The sequence below is a fragment of the Chryseobacterium amylolyticum genome (genome assembly GCF_051011775.1).
Classification (GTDB): Bacteria; Bacteroidota; Bacteroidia; order Flavobacteriales; family Weeksellaceae; genus Chryseobacterium.
Genome location: NZ_JBPCHX010000005.1, coordinates 214,110 through 235,456, shown reverse-complemented (window position 1 = coordinate 235,456; position 21,347 = coordinate 214,110). Strand labels below are relative to the sequence as shown.

General features: G+C 40.0%; 14 protein-coding genes. 2 read left to right on the top strand and 12 right to left on the bottom strand.

Annotation, left to right across the window (positions count from 1 at the left end; translation table 11 throughout):
- Window positions 1-10: 10 nt before the first annotated feature.
- The 7 genes from ACR1PO_RS15345 to ACR1PO_RS15315 all read right to left on the bottom strand — a co-directional run bounded on the left by ACR1PO_RS15345 (window position 11) and on the right by ACR1PO_RS15315 (window position 14,992).
- Window positions 11-3,649, bottom strand: a complete 3,639-nt coding sequence (locus ACR1PO_RS15345) for a DUF6443 domain-containing protein (protein WP_433987299.1) — start codon at window positions 3,647-3,649, stop codon at window positions 11-13.
- Window positions 3,650-3,657: 8 nt separating this feature from the next.
- Complete coding sequence (locus tag ACR1PO_RS15340) at window positions 3,658-6,438, bottom strand: hypothetical protein (protein WP_433987298.1); 2,781 nt, start codon at window positions 6,436-6,438, stop codon at window positions 3,658-3,660.
- 8 nt (window positions 6,439-6,446) lie between these two features.
- Entirely contained in the window at window positions 6,447-8,054 is a 1,608-nt protein-coding gene (locus ACR1PO_RS15335; RefSeq protein WP_433987297.1) for a T9SS type A sorting domain-containing protein, read from the bottom strand.
- Between the two features lie 680 nt (window positions 8,055-8,734).
- Window positions 8,735-10,192, bottom strand: coding sequence for a TolC family protein (locus tag ACR1PO_RS15330; RefSeq protein WP_332386205.1), 1,458 nt, complete (start codon window positions 10,190-10,192; stop codon window positions 8,735-8,737).
- A complete protein-coding gene (locus ACR1PO_RS15325) occupies window positions 10,164-13,355 on the bottom strand; it encodes an efflux RND transporter permease subunit (protein WP_332386206.1) in 3,192 nt (1,063 codons plus the stop codon). The genes ACR1PO_RS15330 and ACR1PO_RS15325 overlap by 29 nt, the downstream gene beginning before the upstream one ends.
- Window positions 13,356-13,376: 21 nt before the next feature.
- Window positions 13,377-14,459, bottom strand: coding sequence for an efflux RND transporter periplasmic adaptor subunit (locus tag ACR1PO_RS15320; protein WP_433987479.1), 1,083 nt, complete (start codon window positions 14,457-14,459; stop codon window positions 13,377-13,379).
- A 146-nt stretch (window positions 14,460-14,605) separates the two neighbouring features.
- Entirely contained in the window at window positions 14,606-14,992 is a 387-nt protein-coding gene (locus tag ACR1PO_RS15315) for a hypothetical protein (RefSeq protein ID WP_332386208.1), read from the bottom strand.
- A gap of 657 nt (window positions 14,993-15,649) precedes the next feature.
- Here ACR1PO_RS15315 and ACR1PO_RS15310 point away from each other — a divergent pair.
- Together ACR1PO_RS15310 and ACR1PO_RS15305 are read left to right on the top strand one after the other, a co-directional pair.
- Complete coding sequence (locus ACR1PO_RS15310) at window positions 15,650-16,042, top strand: multicopper oxidase domain-containing protein (RefSeq protein ID WP_332386209.1); 393 nt, start codon at window positions 15,650-15,652, stop codon at window positions 16,040-16,042.
- Between the two features lie 38 nt (window positions 16,043-16,080).
- Window positions 16,081-16,515 carry an META domain-containing protein gene (locus ACR1PO_RS15305; RefSeq protein WP_433987296.1) on the top strand — a complete coding sequence of 145 codons (435 nt, stop codon included), beginning with the start codon at window positions 16,081-16,083 and terminating at the stop codon, window positions 16,513-16,515.
- A gap of 58 nt (window positions 16,516-16,573) precedes the next feature.
- On the opposite strand, the gene ACR1PO_RS15300 is transcribed toward ACR1PO_RS15305, so the two are convergent.
- The 5 genes from ACR1PO_RS15300 to porL form a co-directional block, all read right to left on the bottom strand.
- The gene (locus ACR1PO_RS15300; protein ID WP_332386212.1) at window positions 16,574-16,837 is read right to left on the bottom strand and encodes a SemiSWEET transporter; all 264 of its coding nucleotides are present in this window, start codon (window positions 16,835-16,837) and stop codon (window positions 16,574-16,576) included.
- A gap of 34 nt (window positions 16,838-16,871) precedes the next feature.
- Entirely contained in the window at window positions 16,872-17,906 is a 1,035-nt protein-coding gene (locus ACR1PO_RS15295) for an NAD(P)/FAD-dependent oxidoreductase (RefSeq protein WP_433987295.1), read from the bottom strand.
- 140 nt (window positions 17,907-18,046) lie between these two features.
- A complete protein-coding gene (porN, locus tag ACR1PO_RS15290) occupies window positions 18,047-18,985 on the bottom strand; it encodes a type IX secretion system ring subunit PorN/GldN (RefSeq protein WP_433987294.1) in 939 nt (312 codons plus the stop codon).
- Window positions 18,986-19,007: 22 nt separating this feature from the next.
- Window positions 19,008-20,600, bottom strand: coding sequence for a type IX secretion system motor protein PorM/GldM (gene porM / locus ACR1PO_RS15285; RefSeq protein ID WP_332386214.1), 1,593 nt, complete (start codon window positions 20,598-20,600; stop codon window positions 19,008-19,010).
- Between the two features lie 52 nt (window positions 20,601-20,652).
- The gene (gene porL, locus ACR1PO_RS15280) at window positions 20,653-21,345 is read right to left on the bottom strand and encodes a type IX secretion system motor protein PorL/GldL (RefSeq protein WP_002984713.1); all 693 of its coding nucleotides are present in this window, start codon (window positions 21,343-21,345) and stop codon (window positions 20,653-20,655) included.
- Between the last annotated feature and the right edge of the window lie 2 nt (window positions 21,346-21,347).

Sequence of the window (21,347 nt, the reverse complement as noted above, 5' to 3'; positions counted from 1 at the left end):
AGTAAACTAATTAAAAAGATTTTATAATTGGTGGATGCATTCCTGGAAATCCTACTCCTAAATCATTGATCCATTGATTATAAGGTAGGCCTTTAGGAAACATATTATCATATACCATATTTCCCACTTTTACTCCAACATGGTCTCCATTTGTAGAAATAGTTTTACCTAATCTTTCTGACCAAATAAATCCAGTGTCTGATTTTAAAACAACCATTTCTCCTTTGATTCCTTGCGCAGTCATTCTTTCTACTAAATCTGAAGCAAAATCTTTACACATATTTAATTGTTTTAAAGAAGAAGGCATTTCATCAATAATTGTATTAATACCACCACCCTTAATTTTTGCCATTGCTGCTTTTGAGATAGCTTTTCGCTCTAACCCTTCAGCAGCTGCCTCGGGATTAATAAAGATCATAGCGGCCATGCCAACATTTTCTCTTTCCTCAGCATAGTCTCCTACCCCCATATTTCCAATTGCTGAGTAAGGATCTGTGCTGTTAAACAACAAAGCACTAACAATTTGCCATGCACTAATCTCGTTTGAAAACTGTTTTTCTGAAATTTGTTCAGCAGGGCCAACTTCTACTTTATTTCTATTCCTACCAAACAAACTATCCCACCAATTGCTTACCTTTGTCCAAAAACCAGGTTTGGGCCCAGAACCACCTCCATCATTGTTAAGAGAATTTATAGCGGATAAACGGTAATTTAAAGCTCTTCCCTTGCTATTCATCATCCCTCCCCAGTTATTGGTGAAGGTTCCGTTATTGTTATTGGTCCATGTGGTGCCCGATGCTGAACTGCTGATCTCATCCATAAAAGCCTGTGAAAGCATTCCATTAGGATCAATCTTCAATACAGGATTATTCATCACATAGGCATAAGGACTGGTAGACTGATATGATTCTGAAAGGACGTCCATCCCGTTCCATCTTCCCAGATCAGGCATATACTGCCTCCAGCCATAGTCTAAATTTCCATTGCTCTGCAATTCCTTGCCGTTGTAAAGATATTTAAATTTATTGTTGGTTGTATCTCCCGTATTATAACCTCCATGCTTTAATCCAAAAGCATAATAATTATTTTCTTCCAGGATCGTGGTACCTCCTCCTGTATTTCTGGTGTAGGATATTCTTATATTCCCCAAATGGTCTTTGTACTGGTATACATAACGGCTGTTGACAAAATCATAATACCCTTCTTCATTAGCCAGAATCTGTGAAGAAATTGCTGTTCCTGCAAGGGTATACTGGAAGTTCCCTAAATAATAGGTGGTTTCAGTTCCCTGTATCATCTGTACCTTGCTTCCATTTGCAGCGTATACATACTGAAGGCTGTTGGCGGTATTGGTATGGGTAATTTTTGACGGAAGGTTCAGGAAGTTATAGCTGATGGCCGTAAATCCTTTATCCAGATGGCTGGTCATATTTCCGTTTCCATCGTACCCGATCGTTTGCCCCTGTCCTGTTCCTAAAGGATAGCCGCTTAAGGCATTTCCTTTTCCGCTTTCTTTCATATAGGACAGGCGGTTGCCGTCATACGTATAGGTAAGGTCGTCCATTACTTCAGCGGTTCCACCTACCAGGGCACCCGTTCTGTTCAGGGTACTGATATTCCCGTTAAGGTCGTAATCCGTCACCTCGCTGTACTCTTTGGAGTAAGGATTGGTGGCCATCTGGAAGAACCCGGCTCTTAAACGATCGGCTCCGTCATACACATAGCCGTATCTTCTTAGCGGTTCATTGGCGCCATAGGCTGTTTTCCAGTCTACTTCAGCAATTCCCCCGTTGTATTTTGGCTTTACCTTAAGGCCTGGGTAGGAATTGTTGGGGTTTTCGGCTCCTTCTACCGTATTGTATTTGAGTTTGTAGGCAAAGAGCTTATTGTTTACTCCTGAAAAATCATTAGGGTTGATGCCTGTGAGCCATCCCCTGATATTGTAAGTATAGTCGATGCTCTGCAGATTGTTGCCCACCTTTTTATTGGCCACCTGTCCCAGGTCATTGTAGGTATATTCTGAAAGCAGTTCTTCAGGATTGGCATTAATCTGCTGATAATGTTTAGACAGGTAATGCTGGGGATTGTATACGTACCTGTCCTTAACACTCACCTCAGCAGAAGAAGTATTGCGGGAGTGATAAGTATAAGTTTCCAGTGCTTTTCCTGAAAAATCCAGAATACTTTCTGTTTTGGTAAATCCACCCAGCGGGTTTTTACCGAAAGCACCTATCATTCTACCCAGTGTATCATACCAGATAAAAGAAGAGGTCCAGTTATCGTTTTCTATATTCTTCGTATAGCTTGCAGTAGAGTATGTTTTAATACTTCTTACGGAAGACCATCCGTTGGAGGTGATGGTTACAGGCGATGCTCCAAGTGTTGCCTGGTTCTGTATCTGGGCAGGCTGAGCCGGAGACCCGGCAGGGTACTGATCATAATAATTAACGCTAAGAAGAGTCACGCTTCCCGTAGGGAAAGCAGTTCTGGTATAATAGACATCCAGCCCGTTCTGTGTAAAAGCAGTGGTACTGCTGTTCTCATTGTTCAGGACATTGGCGGACACCGCGTTCACGGCTGCCTGTATGGATGCCCTTGTCTCCGTGCTGGCAAAAAACCCTGAGTATACCACTCTTCCGAAGGTATCATATTTGGTAAACATCCAGCCCTTTTGCCCAAAGTTATTGGCCGTGGTCCTGAGGTTTCCATCCTGTGAAAGAACCGGCCTGTTCTGCTTGTCATACACGATATATTCCCAATCCTTGCCCGGAAGCTTTTTTTCTGCCAGCCTGTTGTATTTGTCATACTTATACTGGTAGCACAGCTGATCCAGCACAGCAGACAGATTGGGAGCAGCTGAGGCCTTCGGAGGGATGATCAGTGACAGGTTACCAAATTCATCATATACATAATAGGTATCCAGGTTTTCTGTTCCGCCTTCCGGTTTTTTGTTGACCTGCCTTACCAGGACCTTCTGTCCGCCGGTGCTGGAATAGGAATAGACTTCATTGCCGTCCTCATCTGCAGATACGGTCAGCAGTAAAGTACTGGCTTTGTAATAACCACCCGCGGTATAGCGGTCATCCGGTGCCAGGGAAACAGCAACATCATTAATTTGTGCAGAGGGGTTCCACGTGGTGACCGCTTTAAACCTTTTCAACACTCCTTCGGCATTGGAAAGATAATTGATTTTCCGGGTATGGCTGCCGCTGATCTGCCAGTCGGCTCCCGGGGCCGCTGATTTTTCAGTTCTAGCCAACGGGGATTTTTCAACCTGCAGTTCAGCATAGGCATTGGCCACTCCGTAATAGGAATTAACCGCATTTTCCGTTGCTCCTGTGATAAAAGTACCGTTCTGGGTATTTACAGGCAGCGGAAGGTAAGAACGGGTCTGTCTTCCGTCATTGTCATAAACGGAGGGGACCACCATATCTTTTCCGTTGGGAGACGCCTTGATCCCGATACTCTGTACGGCTCTTCCCAGCCCGTCAAAATACTGAACACTCTGTACCTGCTTTGCTCCCGGCGTATCTGCGGTTACAGGCTCCAGGTACGTTCTGCTGTATACATAATTTTCTGAGGATGTCAAACTCTGCGAATAGAACAGGACAGCCGTCAGAAATGTTATAAAAGTTAGTATTTTTTTCATGATTTGTCTTATGGTTGTGATTTTATATTATAGCGGAAATCTTTGATCATATTTCCATTCACATCAATGATGTACTGCAGCCTGTTTCTTCCGTCATATTGATATACTTCCCGGATCCCTGACGGAGGCGTGGTTGAAGTAATCCCCACCAGCGGGTTGTATGTATAGGTCGTAATACGGAAGTTTTTCAGGGAAGCATGGGTTCTGAACGCATCCAAAGCCTGCAGCAGTATTTTTTCTGAAGCATTATCAACATCCTGGCCGGATTTGGTTATGATATCAGCTGCCAAAGAACCAATATCATTCAGGGTAGCTCCTTCTATGGCAGCAATTGGATAAGTGCCATTGTATCCCCAGATCATCGTGGTAGGAATACCGATTCCTGAGGCTTCATCACTCACTGTCGTATACTGGGTTACATTTCCTTTGGCATCGTAGGCATCATACCGTACAGAAGTTTTCAGGCTGCCGTCATTAGGATTGGTGGATACCAGTGAAGTTGGATTATAATGAGACAGGTTGCCGTATTTTACTTCATTTCTGGAAATGGTCTTACCGTTTCTTTTGTTTTCCACTACAAGCGGAACTGCTTTTAAACCTGCATTCCATAATCTCGAATCTGTAAAAAATATCCCCCATGGATAGGTTGTACTGATTTCACTGACTGTTCCGTCTGCCCCGGTGGTTTTGCTGTTAATGATGTTGAAGTCCCTCGGGCTGCGGATGATTTCTGTATTAACGGTAACAGCACCACTTGCTGTATAGTTTGTTGCAGCAACAGTCTGTTTTTGGATCATCGCCAGTTTTAAGGCTTTGTTAGTAGCAGTCTGATAAAACTCATAAGTGTTGGATTCACTGCTGACCAAAGCATTGGCATTATTATAAACTTCTGTTTTGTCTGCAATACCATTCATCAGAAGGTTATAGTAGTTCAGGGTATCTGTTCTCATTTTTCCGTCTGGTTTCAGGTTTTCAGGGTAATCATCCAATGCCTTAAAGTAATACCGGGTATATCCCTTGTTTTCCCCAACAGTTTCCTTTACATTTTTGTATACAATTCCCGTCTCTTCATATTCATTCAGAAAACCGCTGGTTTCGTTACTGTTGCTGAAATTCTGGTAGGAGTAATTTCTGGTCAGTGCCGGTATAAGATTGGCTCCATCATAATATTCAATCTTTTTAATCCTTACCCCTTTTCCTGTGGAATAATTAGGAAGCGGCACTGATTTGTACCGGATCCTTTTGACATATGCTTTCCCTCTTCCTCCGGTTCCTGTAAAATTAAGACTTTTGAATCCGGGAAAATATTTCTGCTGGCCTTCCGGTGTTGTAGTGGCTCCTCCCAGATTTACATTGACAAAAGGCGGTTGTCCCGGCTCCAGGATGGGATTGTCATAATATTGCTCTACATTAATCCAGTAGATTAAATAACTTACTCCTTCAGTATTGTCAGGGTTTGCAGGTAAGCTAAAGAACTTGGTGGTACTCACATTGGTATCAAAGTCCGTGGTTACCACATCTTCGTAATACTGGGCTTCCCGGTCCTGCACCGCATGAGGAGGAGCATATGTTTTCAAATACTCTTCTGTATTTTTATTTACCCGGTACTGATTGGGTTCATATTCATATTTTACCGTGCTTCCTGCGGGAAATTTTATTGCAGTAAGCAGACCTTTGCCCAGATATTTCGGATTTTTATCCTCATTCACGAAACATGGCATGTAAGGGGTTACGGCATCTGTCCATACCGGCAGATCAAAATTATTGTAATTGTAAGTAAATTCTGTACTGAGCGGGTTCAATCCCCGGTTGTCATATTCCACCACCTTATCCAGAATTCTTTTTGCCTGCCCTTCAATATATCCGCAAGGATCGGGTGGTACAGGCATATATCCGTAAGGAAATGTAAAATTGGCTGTTGAATACAGGAACCCGAATTTTTTTACCGTTTTCCCTGCCAGCGTTTTCATTTCAATACTTTCCAGCTGAAAAGGATCATTATAGGAAGACCTCCGGGCAGCATCAAATGTATAAGTAAGGTTAATTTCCCCGAAATCAGAGGAGGTTACCTTTTTTATTTTAAGACTTTTAACAGGCTTCTGTACTCCGGGAAATTCAGGAGGGCTTACGGTATAATTATCCTCCTGGTATTCGAATTTTAATAATTCCAGCCCGTTGACATCCACTACCTTTGACAGATAATAGCAGGTGGTGAAGTTTTTAGGAAGTCCGTCCTGATAGACATAAGAAATATCCAGTGTATTAAAATAATAGGTATTCCCCATTTCATCAGTAATGGTAAAATTAAACTCACCATTGGCAACAGTTGCATTAATATTCAGCTTATCATAAGAGATCTTGGTCACCTGCGGAACGCCTAAAGGGTCTTTTTTTGCTGAAAATTTACCGGATCTTCCCGGAATGGTATAGTAGAAAGTATCTCCCTCCGGGAACCCTGTGTACGGATCAATGTTTTGGTAAATTAAAGCTGTTAATCCAAATACAGACCAGCCATTTCCAATATCGGATGCTTTATTGTAACGTCCGGAATTCCCAGGATGGTAGCTTATTCCGCAATTGGCTGCTACACTGCTGTTATGGGTAGGCAAAGAAAAGAAAGGTATGCTGATATCCGGAATTCCTGAAGATGGAGATACCGGAGACTGCACATAACTGGGCAGCGATGATACCGAGGGAGCCGAGAGAAAATTATCTTTTATCGTGGGTAATTGTCCGAAAAACAGCTGGCTGCTGCCTAATAATAGTGCTGCGTATAGTATATTTTTCATATTTGAGTTTATTTCTTAATCAGTTTAGCATTCGCCGTTTTGTTGTTATCCGTTTTTATCGTCACCAGATAAGCCCCCTGAACCAAAGCCTGGGTATTGATTTTTGTTACGTTGTTTTTGGTTTTAACACTCTGAAGCTGCCTTCCGCTCATATCATACAACAGAATATCTGCATCCTTAAAGTCAAAGCCAATTTCTACATATGCATAATCTGAAACAGGATTCGGGTAGATCTTGATATCGTATTTTTCAATCAGCTGATCAACCTGCTTGTCCCCAAGCTTTACGATCTTCCAGTTTTCTTTCCCCAGCTCTTCTGCACTGGTTCCGGCTAAGACAATAGAACCGTCCCTGTTCAGCTTTACATCAGAAAGTCTTTCTTCCTTCTTTCCGGATTCTCCTTTGACGTGTTTTCTCCACTGCTCATTGCCATTCTGATCCAGATACAGCATCCAGAAGGTTTCATCATCCGTTTCTATTCTTCCTTCCGCCTGGGTATAACCTCCCAGCAGAATGCCTTTAGACTTCCCGCTTCCATCTTCCTGCTTCCCGCTTATTACACTCATTCCCATCAGGATATCCCGGTTACCCAAATTGTAAGATTTCTGCCACTGTTCATCGCCTCTTTCATCTAAAGAAATCAGCCAGAGGTCTGTTCCTTCTTCAATCCCTACGGTTTTATTTCCCGACCTTTCTGATCTGGATTCCCCGCCAATGATAAAGCCGGTAGAAGTTAAAGCCAGTGTTCTCAAATGATCATCTCCTTTTCCTCCGAAGTTCTTTTCCCATTCCACTTTTCCGTTTTTGTCAAGCTTTACGATCCAGTAGTCGCCTTCACCGAAGTTGCTGCTGGCTTTGGAATAAGAGTCGATCTTCACGCCACTTCCAGCTTCCAGCTTCCCGCTTCCCGCCTTTACTTCAGAACTTCTCGAATAAATACCCAGTAATGCTCCTCCGTCTTTTGTTGGAATCATTTTCTCTACTTCATCCAAACCTTTTCCTCCTAAAATTACCTGTGAGAGTTCTTTTCCGTCTTTGTCCAGTTTTGTGATCAGAACATCTTTGGAGCCATATCCTTTTGAAGAGCCCTGTACGTTACCGGCAACAAAGAATCCTAAATCGGTAGTCTGGATAACTGCCCTTGCTTCTTCATCGGAAGTACTTCCCAATGTTTTCTGCCATAATTCATCCCCGAATTCATTGATTCTGACCAGCCAGATATCTGATCCTCCTTTGGAATCCTCTTTTTTATCCAACCCTTTTCCTGAATAGCTGGTACCAGCTAAAAGAAATCCACCGTCCTGTGTGGTAACCGTTGCAGAGAGATAATCATGGTTTTGTCCTGAGAAGTATTTTTCCCAGACCTCTTCACCCTGCTGGTTCAGTTTGATAAGGTGAAAATCGTAACCGTTGTTCTGCTTACTTCCAGCCTCCGGCTTCCCGCTTCCTGACTGTATGGAACTTCCGGTGATAAGATACTGCTGATCAATGGTAGTGGTAACCTGGCTTAGGAAATCCTGCGTAGAGGATTGGATATCTTTCTGCCATACCACTTCCTGGGCATGCATACCCAGGGCTGTACATAAGATGAATGCACTGAGAGAGATTTTTTTCATTCCCGTGTTTTTTTAAGTTAATATTGTTTTGTTTTTATAGATCATGGTTACATCCCATTCTTTAATGAAGAGGTTGTTTAAACTTTTATCATCATTATTTAAACCACAAAAGATTTAAACCACAAAAGGCATAAAGTTTTAAACACTTCAATTTTTCAGAGCCCAACCTTATGGATAATAAGTACACGTAAGTTTTCTGAAAATCTTTGATTTTCTTCTGAACTTTTCTGTGGTATCATTTTAAACCTACTTAAGCACATTCAAGTGTTTTGTGACTTTTGTGGTTTTGTAAAGTTTAAACCGCTTTAATAATAAATTTTTCAAAACTATTGAAAATAACATTCTTCTGGGGGCATAAAATATTGTATTTCATATGCATGAAAATGTGTACACATTAAACTGGTTTTGAATATTTTAAAAGCAGCTGAAGAATATCCTCCGAATGAATGTAATTGAATAAAAATTTCATAGTTATTGTTTTTTAAGCATGATTGGGCCGGGTTATAAAATTTTGCAAATTTAACATTTTTTAACACACCTGTCCGAATATGGCATTGATTTAATACAAAAATATTGCTCTGAAGCGACAGAACCTGTCGCATTAAAAATAAAAAGGGCCAACTCAAAAGAATTGACCCTTCCAAAAAACATTAACTGTTTATTGATAGAATTATGATGTTTTATTTCCAGCCGCCACCTAAACTTTTATAGATGTCGACTACAGTGCTGAGCTGTTTCTGTTTGGCCTCAATAAGCTCCATTTTAGCATCCAGTGCATCTCTCTGGTTCAACAGAACCTCAAGATAGTCTGCCCTGGAATTCCGGAACAACTGATTGGCAATATCAATAGACTGATCCAGGGCTTTTGTTTCCTGAGATTTCAGCTGATAATACTGGTCTATATTTTTAACCTTCGACATCAGATTGGCAACATCCAGATAAGCATTCAGAATGGTTTTGTCATATTCATACAATGCCTGGATCTGTTTTGCATCTGCTGTCTGGAAATTGGCTTTTATTGCACTTTTGTTGATCAGAGGTCCTGCCAGTTCACCAGCCAGATTGTAAGCAATTGATTCCGGCATTTTAACAAGGTATGAAGGTTTGAATGCCTCCAGACCTAATGTAGCCGAAATTTCCAGGGAAGGATAAAATTCTTTTCTCGCTGCTTCCACATCCAGCTTTGAGGCCTTTAATTCCAGCTCTGCCTGCTTGATATCCGGACGGTTGGCCAACAGCTGTGACGGAATCCCGGTATATACCGTTTGAGGAATGGTAGACATAAAGTTTTCCTTCGTTCTCACGATCGGTTGTGGATATCTTCCCAGCAAAGCATTGATTTCATTTTCCTTCTCCGTGATCTGCTGGCGGATGGTATATTCTGCAGCCTTGGATTTTGCCAGCTCTGCCTCGAATTTCTTCACCGCCAGTTCTGTTGCGGCAGCAGCTTCTTTCTGAATTTTGGAAATTTCCAATGCCCTTTGCTGAAGCTTGATATACTGCTGTATAATATCCAACTGGTTATCAAGTGCCAGCAATTCATAATAGTTATCCGCAACTTCTTCAATAAGATTAGACAGGACAAAGTTTTTACCTTCTACTGTAGAAAGGTAATGCGCTACAGCAGATTCTTTTTCGGTTCTGAGTTTTTTCCAGATGTCAATCTCCCAGCTCGCATTTAAGCCTGCTTCAAAATTCCCAAGCGGATCCGGCATTTCCTTGCCCGGCTCTATTTCTGTGGTAGCATCTCCGGCTCCTTCGCTGGTATAGCGGCCGGACTTTTTCAGTCCTGCTCCTACTCCCGCAGAAACGGTTGGGCTCAATCTTCCTTTTTTAGCTAAAACACCACTTTTAGCGATCTCAATCTCCTGAAGAGTGATCAGCAGCTCCTGATTATTTTTTAAAGCTGTTTCAATCAGGGTTACAAGGTTAGGATCCGTAAAGAACTGCCTCCAGGGAGTTGTTCCGCTATTGTTACCGGCATCCTGCTGCTCTTCCTGATTAAAGTTCTGAGGAATATTTTCTTTTACCTCATCTTTTATGACAGTCGCCATTGGCGCCTTACAGCTCGCGAGTACAAGCGATAAGGCAATGGCTGTGATTATATTTTTAGTCTTCGAATTTTCCATCATGTTCATAAGGTTCAGTTTGTTCTGTTAAAGGATTTTCTTCTTCATATCTCGCCAGCCTCGATTTATCAGCAATTGTTCCGAAGATATAATACAATCCAGGGATAATCATCAGTCCGAAAATGGTTCCGATTAACATACCTCCTGCCGCTGCAGTACCAATCGTTCTGTTACCAACGGCTCCCGGCCCCGTTGCAACTACCAGCGGAATCAATCCGGCAATGAAGGCAAATGAAGTCATTAAGATCGGACGGAAACGGATGGCAGCTCCTTCAATAGCGGCTTTTGCCACAGGAATTCCTTCTTCGGCTTTCTTCTGTACAGCAAATTCGACAATCAACACCGCGTTTTTACCCAGAAGCCCGATCAGCATAACCATTGCCACCTGTGCGTAAATGTTATTTTCCAGTCCTAAAAGCTTTAAACATAGGAAGGCTCCGAAAATACCTGTAGGCAGTGATAAAATAACCGGTAACGGAAGAATAAAGCTTTCATACTGTGCAGAAAGGATCAGATAAACAAATCCTAAACACACAAGGAAGATAAATACCGCTTCATTTCCACGGCTTACTTCATCTTTGGAAATACCGGCCCAGTCGATACCAAAGCCTCTCGGAAGTGTTTTATCTGCAACTTCCTGAATCGCCTGGATCGCCTGCCCGCTACTGTATCCAGGGGCAGGAGTTCCGCTCACCTCTGCTGAGTTATACATATTATGTCTGGTAATCTCCGATAATCCGTATACTTTTTCAAGCCTCATAAAGTCTGAGTACGGCACCATCTGGTCTTTATCATTTTTAACATACAGCTTCAGCAGGTCAGTCGGCAGGGCACGGTATTGAGGACCGGCCTGAACGATTACCTTATATGGTCTGTCAAAACGGATGAAACTCGTTTCATAGTTGGAACCGATTAATGTAGAGAGGTTATCCATCGCTTTTTCAATGGTTACTCCTTTTTGCTCTGCAAGATCATTGTCTATCCTAAGCATATACTGCGGGAAACTTGCAGAATAGAACGTAAATGCTGATCCAAGTTCCGGACGCTTTTTAAGTTCTTTCACAAAGTCGTTACTCACCTGCTCCATTTTGTGATAGTCTCCGCTTCCTGCTTTATCCAGCAAACGAAGCTCAAAACCTCCTGCAGCCCCATATCCCGGAACGGAAGGCGGCTGGAAGAATTCAATATTGGCTCCCGGAATATTTTTGGCCTTTTCTTCAAGCTTTTCAATGATTTCGGCAGCAGATTCTTTACGCTCCTCCCAGCTTTTAAGGTTGATCAGACAGGTTCCTGAGTTGGATCCGGTACCTTCCGTCAAAATTTCATATCCTGCAAGAGAAGAAACAGACTGTACCCCGTCAATGTCCTCAGATTCCCTCAAAAGCTCTCTGGCAATCTGATTGGTTCTTTCTAACGTAGATCCCGGAGGCGTCTGAATAATGGCATAGATCATCCCCTGGTCTTCAGCCGGAATAAACCCGGAAGGTAAAGAGTTGCTCAGGAAGAACGTACATGCACAGAATGCTAATAACAGCGGTAATGTTATTGTTTTTTTCGTTACTGTTTTGTTCAACAGCTTTTCATATCTCCCTGCTCCTTTTGTAAACAGGTTATTGAATTTATCAAGGAAAAGAGTAACCGGAGTTTTCTTCTTAGCTTTTCCATGATTATTTCTTAAGATCAAAGCACATAAAGCCGGTGTTAAAGTAAGTGCCACAACCCCTGATAAAATAATGGACGAAGCCATTGTAATGGAGAACTGACGATAAAATACCCCAACAGGACCGGACATAAATGCAATCGGAATAAATACGGATGCCATTACCAATGTGATGGCGATAATTGCTCCACTGATTTCATGCATTGCTTCTTCTGTTGCCTTTAACGGAGAAAGATGCTTTTCTTCCATCTTCGCGTGAACGGCCTCAATCACCACGATCGCGTCATCTACCACAACCCCGATTGCCATTACCAAAGCAAAGAGGGAGATCATATTCAGCGTAATTCCGAAGGCGGACATTACTGCAAATGTTCCTACCAATGAAACCGGAACTGCCAGCGCAGGAATCAAGGTTGAACGCCAGTCGCCCAGAAACAGGAATACTACAATAGCAACCAGGACAAAGGCTTCAAACAAGGTATGAATAACCTTTTCCATAGAGGCATCCAGGAATCTTGAAACGTCATAACTGATGTCATAATGCATTCCTTTCGGGAAGTTATTCTTTTCAAGATCCTTCATCAGGGCTTTCACATTCTTGATTACATCACTTGCATTGGAGCCATAGGACTGTTTCACGGTGATCGCTGCAGAAGGTTTCCCGTTCAATGTTGAATAAATATCATACATGGAACTTCCGAATTCTATATCAGCAACATCTTTCAACCTTACCGATTCTCCGTTAGGTTTTGCCTTTAAAATGATGTTTCCGTAATCTTTTTCATTGTTGAAACGGCCCGGATATTTCAATACATATTCGAAAGACTGTGAGCGTTTTCCTGAACTTTCCCCTGTTTTACCGGGAGATGCCTCCAAACTCTGCTCATTCAGCGACTCCATTACTTCATCAGCTGAAATGTTGTATGCCGTTAACCTGTCCGGCTTAAGCCAGATACGCATGGCATATTCACGGGTTCCCAGGATATCGGCAAAACCGACACCGCTTACCCTTCTCAATTCAGACATTACGTTGATATCTGCGTAGTTGAAGAGGAATTTCTGGTCAGCTTTGGGATCATCACTGTACAGGTTAATGTACATCAACATGTTAGGCTCTTCACGCGTGATCTTTACCCCTTCACGTACTACAAGAGGCGGCAGTTTATTGACTACTGAGGATACACGGTTCTGAACGTTTACTGCCGCTACATTGGGATCGGTTCCCAGATCAAATACAATCTGGATAGAAGCTTCCCCGTCATTTCCGGCATCTGAGGTCATATATTTCATACCGGGAACCCCGTTTAACCCTCTTTCCAAAGGGATAACAACGGATTTAATCAACAATTCGTTGTTTGCTCCGGGATATTCTGCGGTAATATTTACTTTGGGTGGAGAAATGGATGGAAACTGTGTCACCGGAAGTTTTACCAATGACAATATCCCCATAAATACAATAATCAATGAGATTACTATGGACAGAACTGGTCTGCGAATGAATTTTTTAAACATACTGCTTCATTTTAGAGACCACTACTCTGCTTTTAATTTCAATGACTGAAGGACTTTCTTAGGATCCTGGAATTTTGTTTTCACTTTTTGATCATCCTTTACTTTCTGAACTCCTTCCAGAAGGATCTGATCTCCTTTTGAGATTCCTGAGCCTACCACATACAGATCCGGAAGCTCATAAGCTACTTTGATATTTCTGGATTTTGCCACTCCGTTTTTATCAACAACAAATACATATTTCTGGTCCTGAATTTCATAAGTTGCCTTCTGTGGAATGATCAGCGCATTGTGAACAGGCATTGACATCTGTATTTTACCTGTTTCCCCGTTTCTTAGAAGTTTGTCAGGATTAGGGAATTTGGCACGGAACGCAATATTTCCTGTTTCGTTATCAAATTCTCCTTCGATAGTCTGGATTTCTCCTTTCTGTGTATAGGTTTCTCCGTTTGCAGTGATCAGAGATACCTGATTGCTGCCTCTGTCTGCTGCATGGGTCTGATAGCTTAAATATTCCGGTTCGGAAACATTGAAATAAGTGTAAATGCTTGTGTTATCTGATAAGGAAGTCAGCAGATCACCCTCATCCACAAGGCTTCCCAATTTCAATGGAATTCTGTTGATAATCCCTGAGAACGGTGCTCTGATATCGGTAAAGGAAAGGTGGATCTGAGCCAGCTTCATTTCTGCATTGGCAGCATCCAGCTTGGCTTTTGCCATTGCTCTTTCATTTTTGGAAACGATGTTGTTTCCTGCCAGTGTGCTTGCGTTTTTCAGCTCAATGGAAGCCTGTTCTACTTCCGCTTTTGCTTTTAATAATTCTGCCTGATATAATTTAGGCATGATGCGGAACAATGTCTGTCCGGCCTGCACGTATTGACCTTCATCTACAAAGATTTTTTCCAGGAAACCTTTTTCCTGCGCTCTTACTTCAATGTTTTTTACAGATTGAATCTGGGCTACGTATTCTTTGTTGATTACAGTATCCATTACTACAGGGGATGTCACCGGATATACGGTAACTTCTTCTTTTTCTTCTTTTTTCTTATTGCAGCCAACCGCCAGCAGAAGGGCACTCAGCGCAATTCCCGAAGCAACTCTTTTTATCATAATTCTAGAGTTTATATAAATCGTTAATGTTTTGAATAGAAATAAACGGTAATAAAAGGGGTACGGTGTGCTGATTACCGACTTATACACAACGTAAAGTGTTTCCACCCATAACCAGGCAGAAAAAAACAGATCTTTGAATTTTAAATTCTAATGGAACGGATCAGAATAAATCTTTTGGTGGCAAAGCCAGGAACAAAGCCATGAATATCGGGTCTAAACCGTTTGTAGCTTTTTAATCCAAAAATATAGACCAGACTGAAAACCCCGGCAAAAACAACAATAGCCTGCCATACGTCAGACAGCTGGAAATCATTTTCGGTAAGTTCTAAAGTGGAATTGTCTACATTGTCTGCCATCTGCTGAACAGAAAGTTTTTCAAAAGTCTGGTTCAGGCGGTTGGCTCTTTTAGGCATATGATGAGAAACATGACCGTTATAGTCATTTCGGAGAGTTTTAACGTTGAGTCTGCTTTCCACTACAAAGAGCAGAAAAAGACCGGTTAAAAAGTATACTATAAAGTTTCTCATTTTGAAGTTGCAAATGTACACCCAGTTTATGCTATTATCATAGCAGATTAACAAAATTTAACTCTCCTTTAAATTAGCTGAATATAAAAGTTTGCAAAAAATGAAACATTTCTTTTATTCAGGCATAATCCGGGCAATTCTGAATATCACCTGGGTACCTTTGGATTGTCAAATAGTAAGCCACATTTTTGATTTTAAGGAAATTTTAATTGTAAAGTTGTTGCTTTTTTGAACATTCAGAAAGGCTGTTAAGTGCTATTTCGAAAAATATTTTCTTGAAATTGAAATCAAAAATATTAAACCTAAACTTTATCATAATTTCAGATTATTAACATTAACTTATTGTTCTTCTCTTCTTTTTGAATTATTTTTGCCGAAAATGTACACAACAAATGAAAAATGAAGAAAAACTACTTTATCCTGCTGGGAACAAGTCCTTTGAAAATCCTGAACTAACAATACCTTCCTTACTATTCAACAATAATTATCTACTTTCTGTTTCGTGAATAAAGTTTCAAAAAACAGTGAGTTAAATGATTACAAATTTAAATTTCCTGTTACTTTATGTAAAATTAACATATATTTATTAAAAATATTTGTAAATTTATATAGTATTAATATCATAATTCATGAAACACTTTAAAATCACTTATCACTATGAAAAAATTATTAACTCCAATCCTTCTGGGATTGACCATTCTTTCCCTAACAGCGTGTAAACATCCTGGAAAAGAAGCTGAAACCATTACTGCTGCTGCTCCTGAAAATACAGATGACATTACAAAAAATGTGTATGTTGACAGCTATGGAGAAAAAATAGAAGTTACGATCAACAACACTAAAAATACTGCAACAATACATTTAAACGGCAAAACTTTTGACCTTAAGAAAAGTGATGCATTACCCGAATATACGGCCTCCAATGAAGAGTATCAATACTCTGATATTAAAGGCAATATAACTTTCCTGAAAAAGAATGTAGATATGGTCCTGTTCCATCTTAAACAGTCAAAAAAAGAGTCTGGTCCGGCAAAAATGGCATCGTATTAGCATAGGGAATAGCATTCATATTAAAAAAAATAAGCATTATGAAAAGTTTATATTATTATTTATCGGCACTTGTTATCGCTACATTTTTAGTTGTTTCCTGCACAACACAAAATGCACAAAAACCAACTACTGATATTACAGGGAAAACCTGGAAGCTTACTGAGCTGAACGGGAAGCCGATTGAACTGAAGAATCCTAAAAACAATCCTTATTTCAAACTTGAAATGGATGGAATGAGATATGAAGGACATGCCGGATGCAACGGTTTGGGAGGAACATTTGAAATCAAGCCTGAAGTGATGAGAATTAAATTCAACCAGGGAATGTCTACGATGATGGCCTGTGAAGACCTGGATATCGAAAACCAGTTTACCAAAGCAATTCTCGCTGCAGATAATTATTCTGTAAATGGAAACACTCTTACCTTAAACAAAGCAAGAATGGCTCCTTTAGCTAAGTTTGTTCTTCAGTAATTGTATAGTATTACATAAAAATATAAAGACGCCTAAATACATCAGGCGTCTTTTTTATTTATTTACTTTTCTTGTTGTACAGGATATAACAGACCAAAAGGCTTACATTCACCAAAACAGCAAATGAATTTGATAAAATAATGGGAAGCTCTTCTTTCTTAAAACCGTACCATACCCATAGCGAAAGTCCTGAAATAAGGACTAAAAGCATGAGCAAAGAGATATCTTCCACGTTCTTTTCTCTGATCACTTTTACAAGCTGTGGAATCATTGATACTGAAGTAAGAATTCCCGCTACTATACCTAATACGTTTTCATTCATAATTATAAATATTGTATATCCATACTAAGATACATTATTGAAATCTGTTCAGCGATACTTCTTCATGCAACGGAATACCTTCTTCAATAAAACGGAATAAATCCCTGGAAAAATAACAGCCATTCAGGATACCACGGGCACCCAGTCCGTTAAAAACATACAGATTGCTGAATATCCGGTGCCTGCCGATAATCGGCCTTCTGTCTTTTACGGTGGGACGGAATCCAAAATGCACTTCTTCCACTTCAAAATCATATGGATAAAACTCCGAGAGCCCGCTGACTAACTGTGCAACTGCAGATTCATCAATATGGTGGTGAAGCTGTTCTCTATCATACGTTCCTCCATAAAAATATAGCCCGTTTCCGGTTGGGAACAGGAAGTGTTTCTTTTTAATCGTGATATTTTCCGGAATCGGTTGGGAAAGTTTGACTTTTATGTGGTGGCCTTTGTTCGGATTTACCGTAATTTCAGAAAAGTACGGGTTATCTTTCACTCCCATTCCTTCGCAGAAGATTATATTTTTGAAACTAAAATCTTTACAGACCGATTGGGATGGGTTCAATTTCGCATAATCGAATTTTTCTTTAATTAAATGACCGTTTTTTTCAAAATAAGTGAATAAACCATCGAAAAACCCATTAACATTAAGCCTGGCAGACTGATTCACCTTTCCGGTGAGAAAATCGTTTTTTACTACATTTAAGCGGTCGAAATTTTTATCAAGAAAATCGGACAGCTCCTCATTTTCCGATTTTTTAAGCCAAAGATTCTGTTCGTTCTCATCGTGAAAAATTCTGTGGATAGGAGCATTGATCAGATAATTTTCTCCGGTATAAGATTGTATTTTCTGAAGACTTTTTTTAAGAAAATCTATTTGTTCCTGTGCTTTCCAGAAAGTAGTAAACTTTTTTAAGACTACAGGATTGATAATTCCTGCCGAAACCTGGGAAGCACTTTTTCTTCCTTCGGAAAAGATCACAAAGGACTTGTTATTTTGAATCAGCTGATGAGCCAGAAAAAGTCCTGCATATCCGTCTCCTACAATAATATAATCTACATTTTTCATATGAGAAATTTCATTTGTTTAAAGGTCATATGTAATCGCCTGTATCATTGATTATTGATCGGTAGTAAACAAAGGGCGATTTCATAATAAAAAAAACCTGAGTAAAAATACTCAGGTTTTCTATAAATATCAAGTGAAATCTAGTAATTCCACATATCATTTTCCATTTCAAGAATCTGTGCTTTGATTCTGTCACTCTCTTCCAGCTGCTCATCAGCATTTTTAGGAATATAGTCCTTAATAGTACCATCTCCTAACCCGCTTGAAGATTTATAGATAATAGAAGAAAATCTTCTTGCATTGATAACATCATCAAAAGATAGATCAGCAGACGAATTTTTTCTGTTGAAAACATAATTGTTTGCTAAAATATCACGGGCACTTGGGTAGTAAATCCAGAATAAATCGATCAGTTCATCAGCACCGGCCAATGGCTGGCCATCAGGACCAATTCTTCCGACAGATGTCGGATCCGGACCCATAGCAGCGATACCAAGCGGTCTGTACTTCATCTGACCATCTCTTTTATCGATAAACCACATACCCATTATTTTAAGAACTTTTACTTTATCAGTAGTTGTTCTGATGATATCTGTAAGTCTTTTCTTCTCGTCTTCTGTAAGTGTTCTTCCAGAGTTAAGGATATCGATGGCTTCTTCGTCAAGTCTTACACTCTCCAATCTTTTCTGAATGGCCTCAGGTGAAAGTCTTGTAACAAAGTTTTCGTCATCATAAACTTCTTTGATGTCACCTTTAAGGGCTCCATCAAGTAATAACTGATATAAAGATCTTGTAGAACTTGAAAGCAAACCATCCGGATTATCATAATAGAACGGCTGGTTGATCTTATCATTCATATCAATGATTTCCCAAACAAACATACTTTTGTAAATATCCTTGTCATCAACGAAACCATATTCAAGAGGCTTTACTTTATTGCTGATAACAGTATCCCCTGCTTTTCTCATTGATTCAGCTCTCATCTGTCTGAATTCCTCAGGAGAAGCAGCATTCAGAATAGTTTGGGAAAACGCGAATCCCGAAACTAAAACGAAAAGGGTGCTAATATATTTTTTCATAATATGATTTTACAAATTAACCTTATTGAACATTAATAATTACAGGTGAAATTTCCTTAAGCCTTTGGTTTCCAAGCCCTGTAGCTGTCGCCTGAATATCATAGATCTGAACTACATCACCAGGTCTAAGGTTTCTAAGCATACCTTCTGCTCCTGATAATGAGCTACCCTGAATCAGAGTACCTGCTTTTCCTGGAAGCTTAATAATAAAGCTGTTAACAGTGAATGAAACAGGGAAATCAAAGTCTGGTAACGTAGCAGTAACAATCTGGTTAGGTATAGAACCTGCCGGCATAAAGTTTACAGCTTTACCTCTGATCTGACCTTGTGGTCTAGGAATATTCTTAATTCTATATTCAAATACCTGAGAAACTGTTTTACCATATGGATCTGTTCCTGATAATGTTAACTTCACTACATTTCCTGTTGTAGGAGTAACATTCCATTTACCCTGACCTGTACTCTTCACAGTAGCTCCTGCTGCAGATAATGAAAGCTTAGAATTGTCAGCACCTAAGATTGATCCTGAAACAGGGTTCTCAAGTCCTCTATACATTACATTCATTTTATCAGCAGAAAGCAATAAACCTTTTTCAAGTTTTACTTCTCTTGGTCCTGCAATTACATTATAAGTATGTGTCCAAGGGAAAGACTGAGGTTTCCCTGAAGCATCTGTTAATGTAATAGTACCTCCTAATTTATGTTCACCAATTCCAGAACCTGAAATCTGCATGATCCCTTTACCGTTTTCAACTCTGCTTACTCCAGAGATGCTGATCTTATTGCTGTTAGAATAAGTTCCCAACATTACTTTTACTTCAGCCTGTTTTCCTGCCTGAATATCAATCGGACCTGAAACAATAGGCTCATAGCTTGAGAATTTGATATTCGCATCTACTTTTTCCTGAAGTAATAGTGCCAATGCATCAGACTGAACGTTTCTGGCATCATTTTGGATAATTTCCAAATTAGATATTGCAGCAATTAACGGCTGATGATAAAATTTATTCTGGAACCACGTCTTTTCATTGGGAGATGTTCCTTTAGGATACTCCGCAATAAGAGACTTGTTAGCTCTCGCTACTAAATCCTGTAACTGAGAATTGCTTCCAAAAGTAGCATTGATGTAGTTTCTTACGTCATCAATTTTAGCTTTCAGATCTAATGCATTCTTTGAAGGGGTATTTTCATCTCCCTCTTTAAAGAAGTATTCAGTTGTTGCTTCGTTATTGTTTAGTGCAGCAAAGTTTTCACTTACATCGATATCTTTTCCTGTTTGAGGATCTTTGTCATGAAACTCAGATTGTTTCTTCAACAAATCTTTAACATCCTGAGCAGATTTTACCAACACATCAATTTTGGTTTTCAATACTTTGTACTGAGCCCAAGGCTGTGCGTAGGTATCCGGAACCTGCTGAGCTTTGGCTTCCAGCGTTCTTTCAAAGATCTTTTCGTTCTTTCTTTCTGTTAAAGTTCTTGTTTCATTCAATGCTCTGGTAGAGTCATAGTATGATCTGATGATTTCTGCATCAATATTTAGGGCCATCATCGCGATGAACACCAAATACATCAGGTTGATCATCTTCTGACGAGGGGTCTGTTTTCCTTGTGCCATTCTCTTTTCTTTGTTTTTTAATTAAGTAGTTAAATTTAGAAATGGTTAGGAATTAAGACTTCATAGCAGTTAGCATACCACCATAAACTCTATTTAAGTTATTAAGATTAGTTGTTAAACCTTGTAGCTCTTGATTGAATTTCTCAGACTGCTCTGCAGATTTCTGCATATCCGCAACATACTTGTTAGCAAATTCAGATTGTCTCTTACCGCTTTCAAGTTGCATTGCATAAAGAGCATTCATGCTTTCCATATGCTGGGCAGCTTTGTTTAATTGTTCGTTATATTTATGAGTAGAAGCAGATACGTCAACAGTTTGGTTGATCTGATCAACAGAGCTTGAGAATTTATCAATTCCTGTTCTTAATCTTTCAAATAGCTGAACGTCTAATCTTGCGTCTTCAAGCATTTTATCCAATTTGCTGGAAAGAGAGTTTTCCAATTCAGCAAACTGAGCACTTGTATTTTTAGTGGTTACATTAGAGTGTAAAGGGTTTGGGTTGGCATGCTTATCCAATAACTCAGGGTAAACATTTTCCCAGGCATAAGACTCCTCAGTTTTAGGCGGGTCAAATGCGAAAATGATAAAGATAATCGCTTCAGTAATAAGCCCTACTGTAAGAGCCATATTCCCGTTAATTGGTCCCAGTGTAATGTGAGTAATTTTAAGCCAAGCTCCAAGAATTACAATTGCAGCACCGAATGAATAAAAGAAATTCATCCAAGCATCTTTAGTCTTAAACATAT

Bases quoted from the DNA above. Each gene is read 5' to 3' on its own strand.
- ACR1PO_RS15345 (WP_433987299.1), bottom strand. From the start codon at position 3,649: ATGAAAAAAATACTAACTTTTATAACATTTCTGACGGCTGTCCTGTTC.
- ACR1PO_RS15340 (WP_433987298.1), bottom strand. From the start codon at position 6,438: ATGAAAAATATACTATACGCAGCACTATTATTAGGCAGCAGCCAGCTG.
- ACR1PO_RS15335 (WP_433987297.1), bottom strand. From the start codon at position 8,054: ATGAAAAAAATCTCTCTCAGTGCATTCATCTTATGTACAGCCCTGGGT.
- ACR1PO_RS15330 (WP_332386205.1), bottom strand. From the start codon at position 10,192: ATGAACATGATGGAAAATTCGAAGACTAAAAATATAATCACAGCCATT.
- ACR1PO_RS15325 (WP_332386206.1), bottom strand. From the start codon at position 13,355: ATGTTTAAAAAATTCATTCGCAGACCAGTTCTGTCCATAGTAATCTCA.
- ACR1PO_RS15315 (WP_332386208.1), bottom strand. From the start codon at position 14,992: ATGAGAAACTTTATAGTATACTTTTTAACCGGTCTTTTTCTGCTCTTT.
- ACR1PO_RS15310 (WP_332386209.1), top strand. From the start codon at position 15,650: ATGAAAAAATTATTAACTCCAATCCTTCTGGGATTGACCATTCTTTCC.
- ACR1PO_RS15305 (WP_433987296.1), top strand. From the start codon at position 16,081: ATGAAAAGTTTATATTATTATTTATCGGCACTTGTTATCGCTACATTT.
- ACR1PO_RS15300 (WP_332386212.1), bottom strand. From the start codon at position 16,837: ATGAATGAAAACGTATTAGGTATAGTAGCGGGAATTCTTACTTCAGTA.
- ACR1PO_RS15295 (WP_433987295.1), bottom strand. From the start codon at position 17,906: ATGAAAAATGTAGATTATATTATTGTAGGAGACGGATATGCAGGACTT.
- porN (WP_433987294.1), bottom strand. From the start codon at position 18,985: ATGAAAAAATATATTAGCACCCTTTTCGTTTTAGTTTCGGGATTCGCG.
- porM (WP_332386214.1), bottom strand. From the start codon at position 20,600: ATGGCACAAGGAAAACAGACCCCTCGTCAGAAGATGATCAACCTGATG.
- porL (WP_002984713.1), bottom strand. From the start codon at position 21,345: ATGTTTAAGACTAAAGATGCTTGGATGAATTTCTTTTATTCATTCGGT.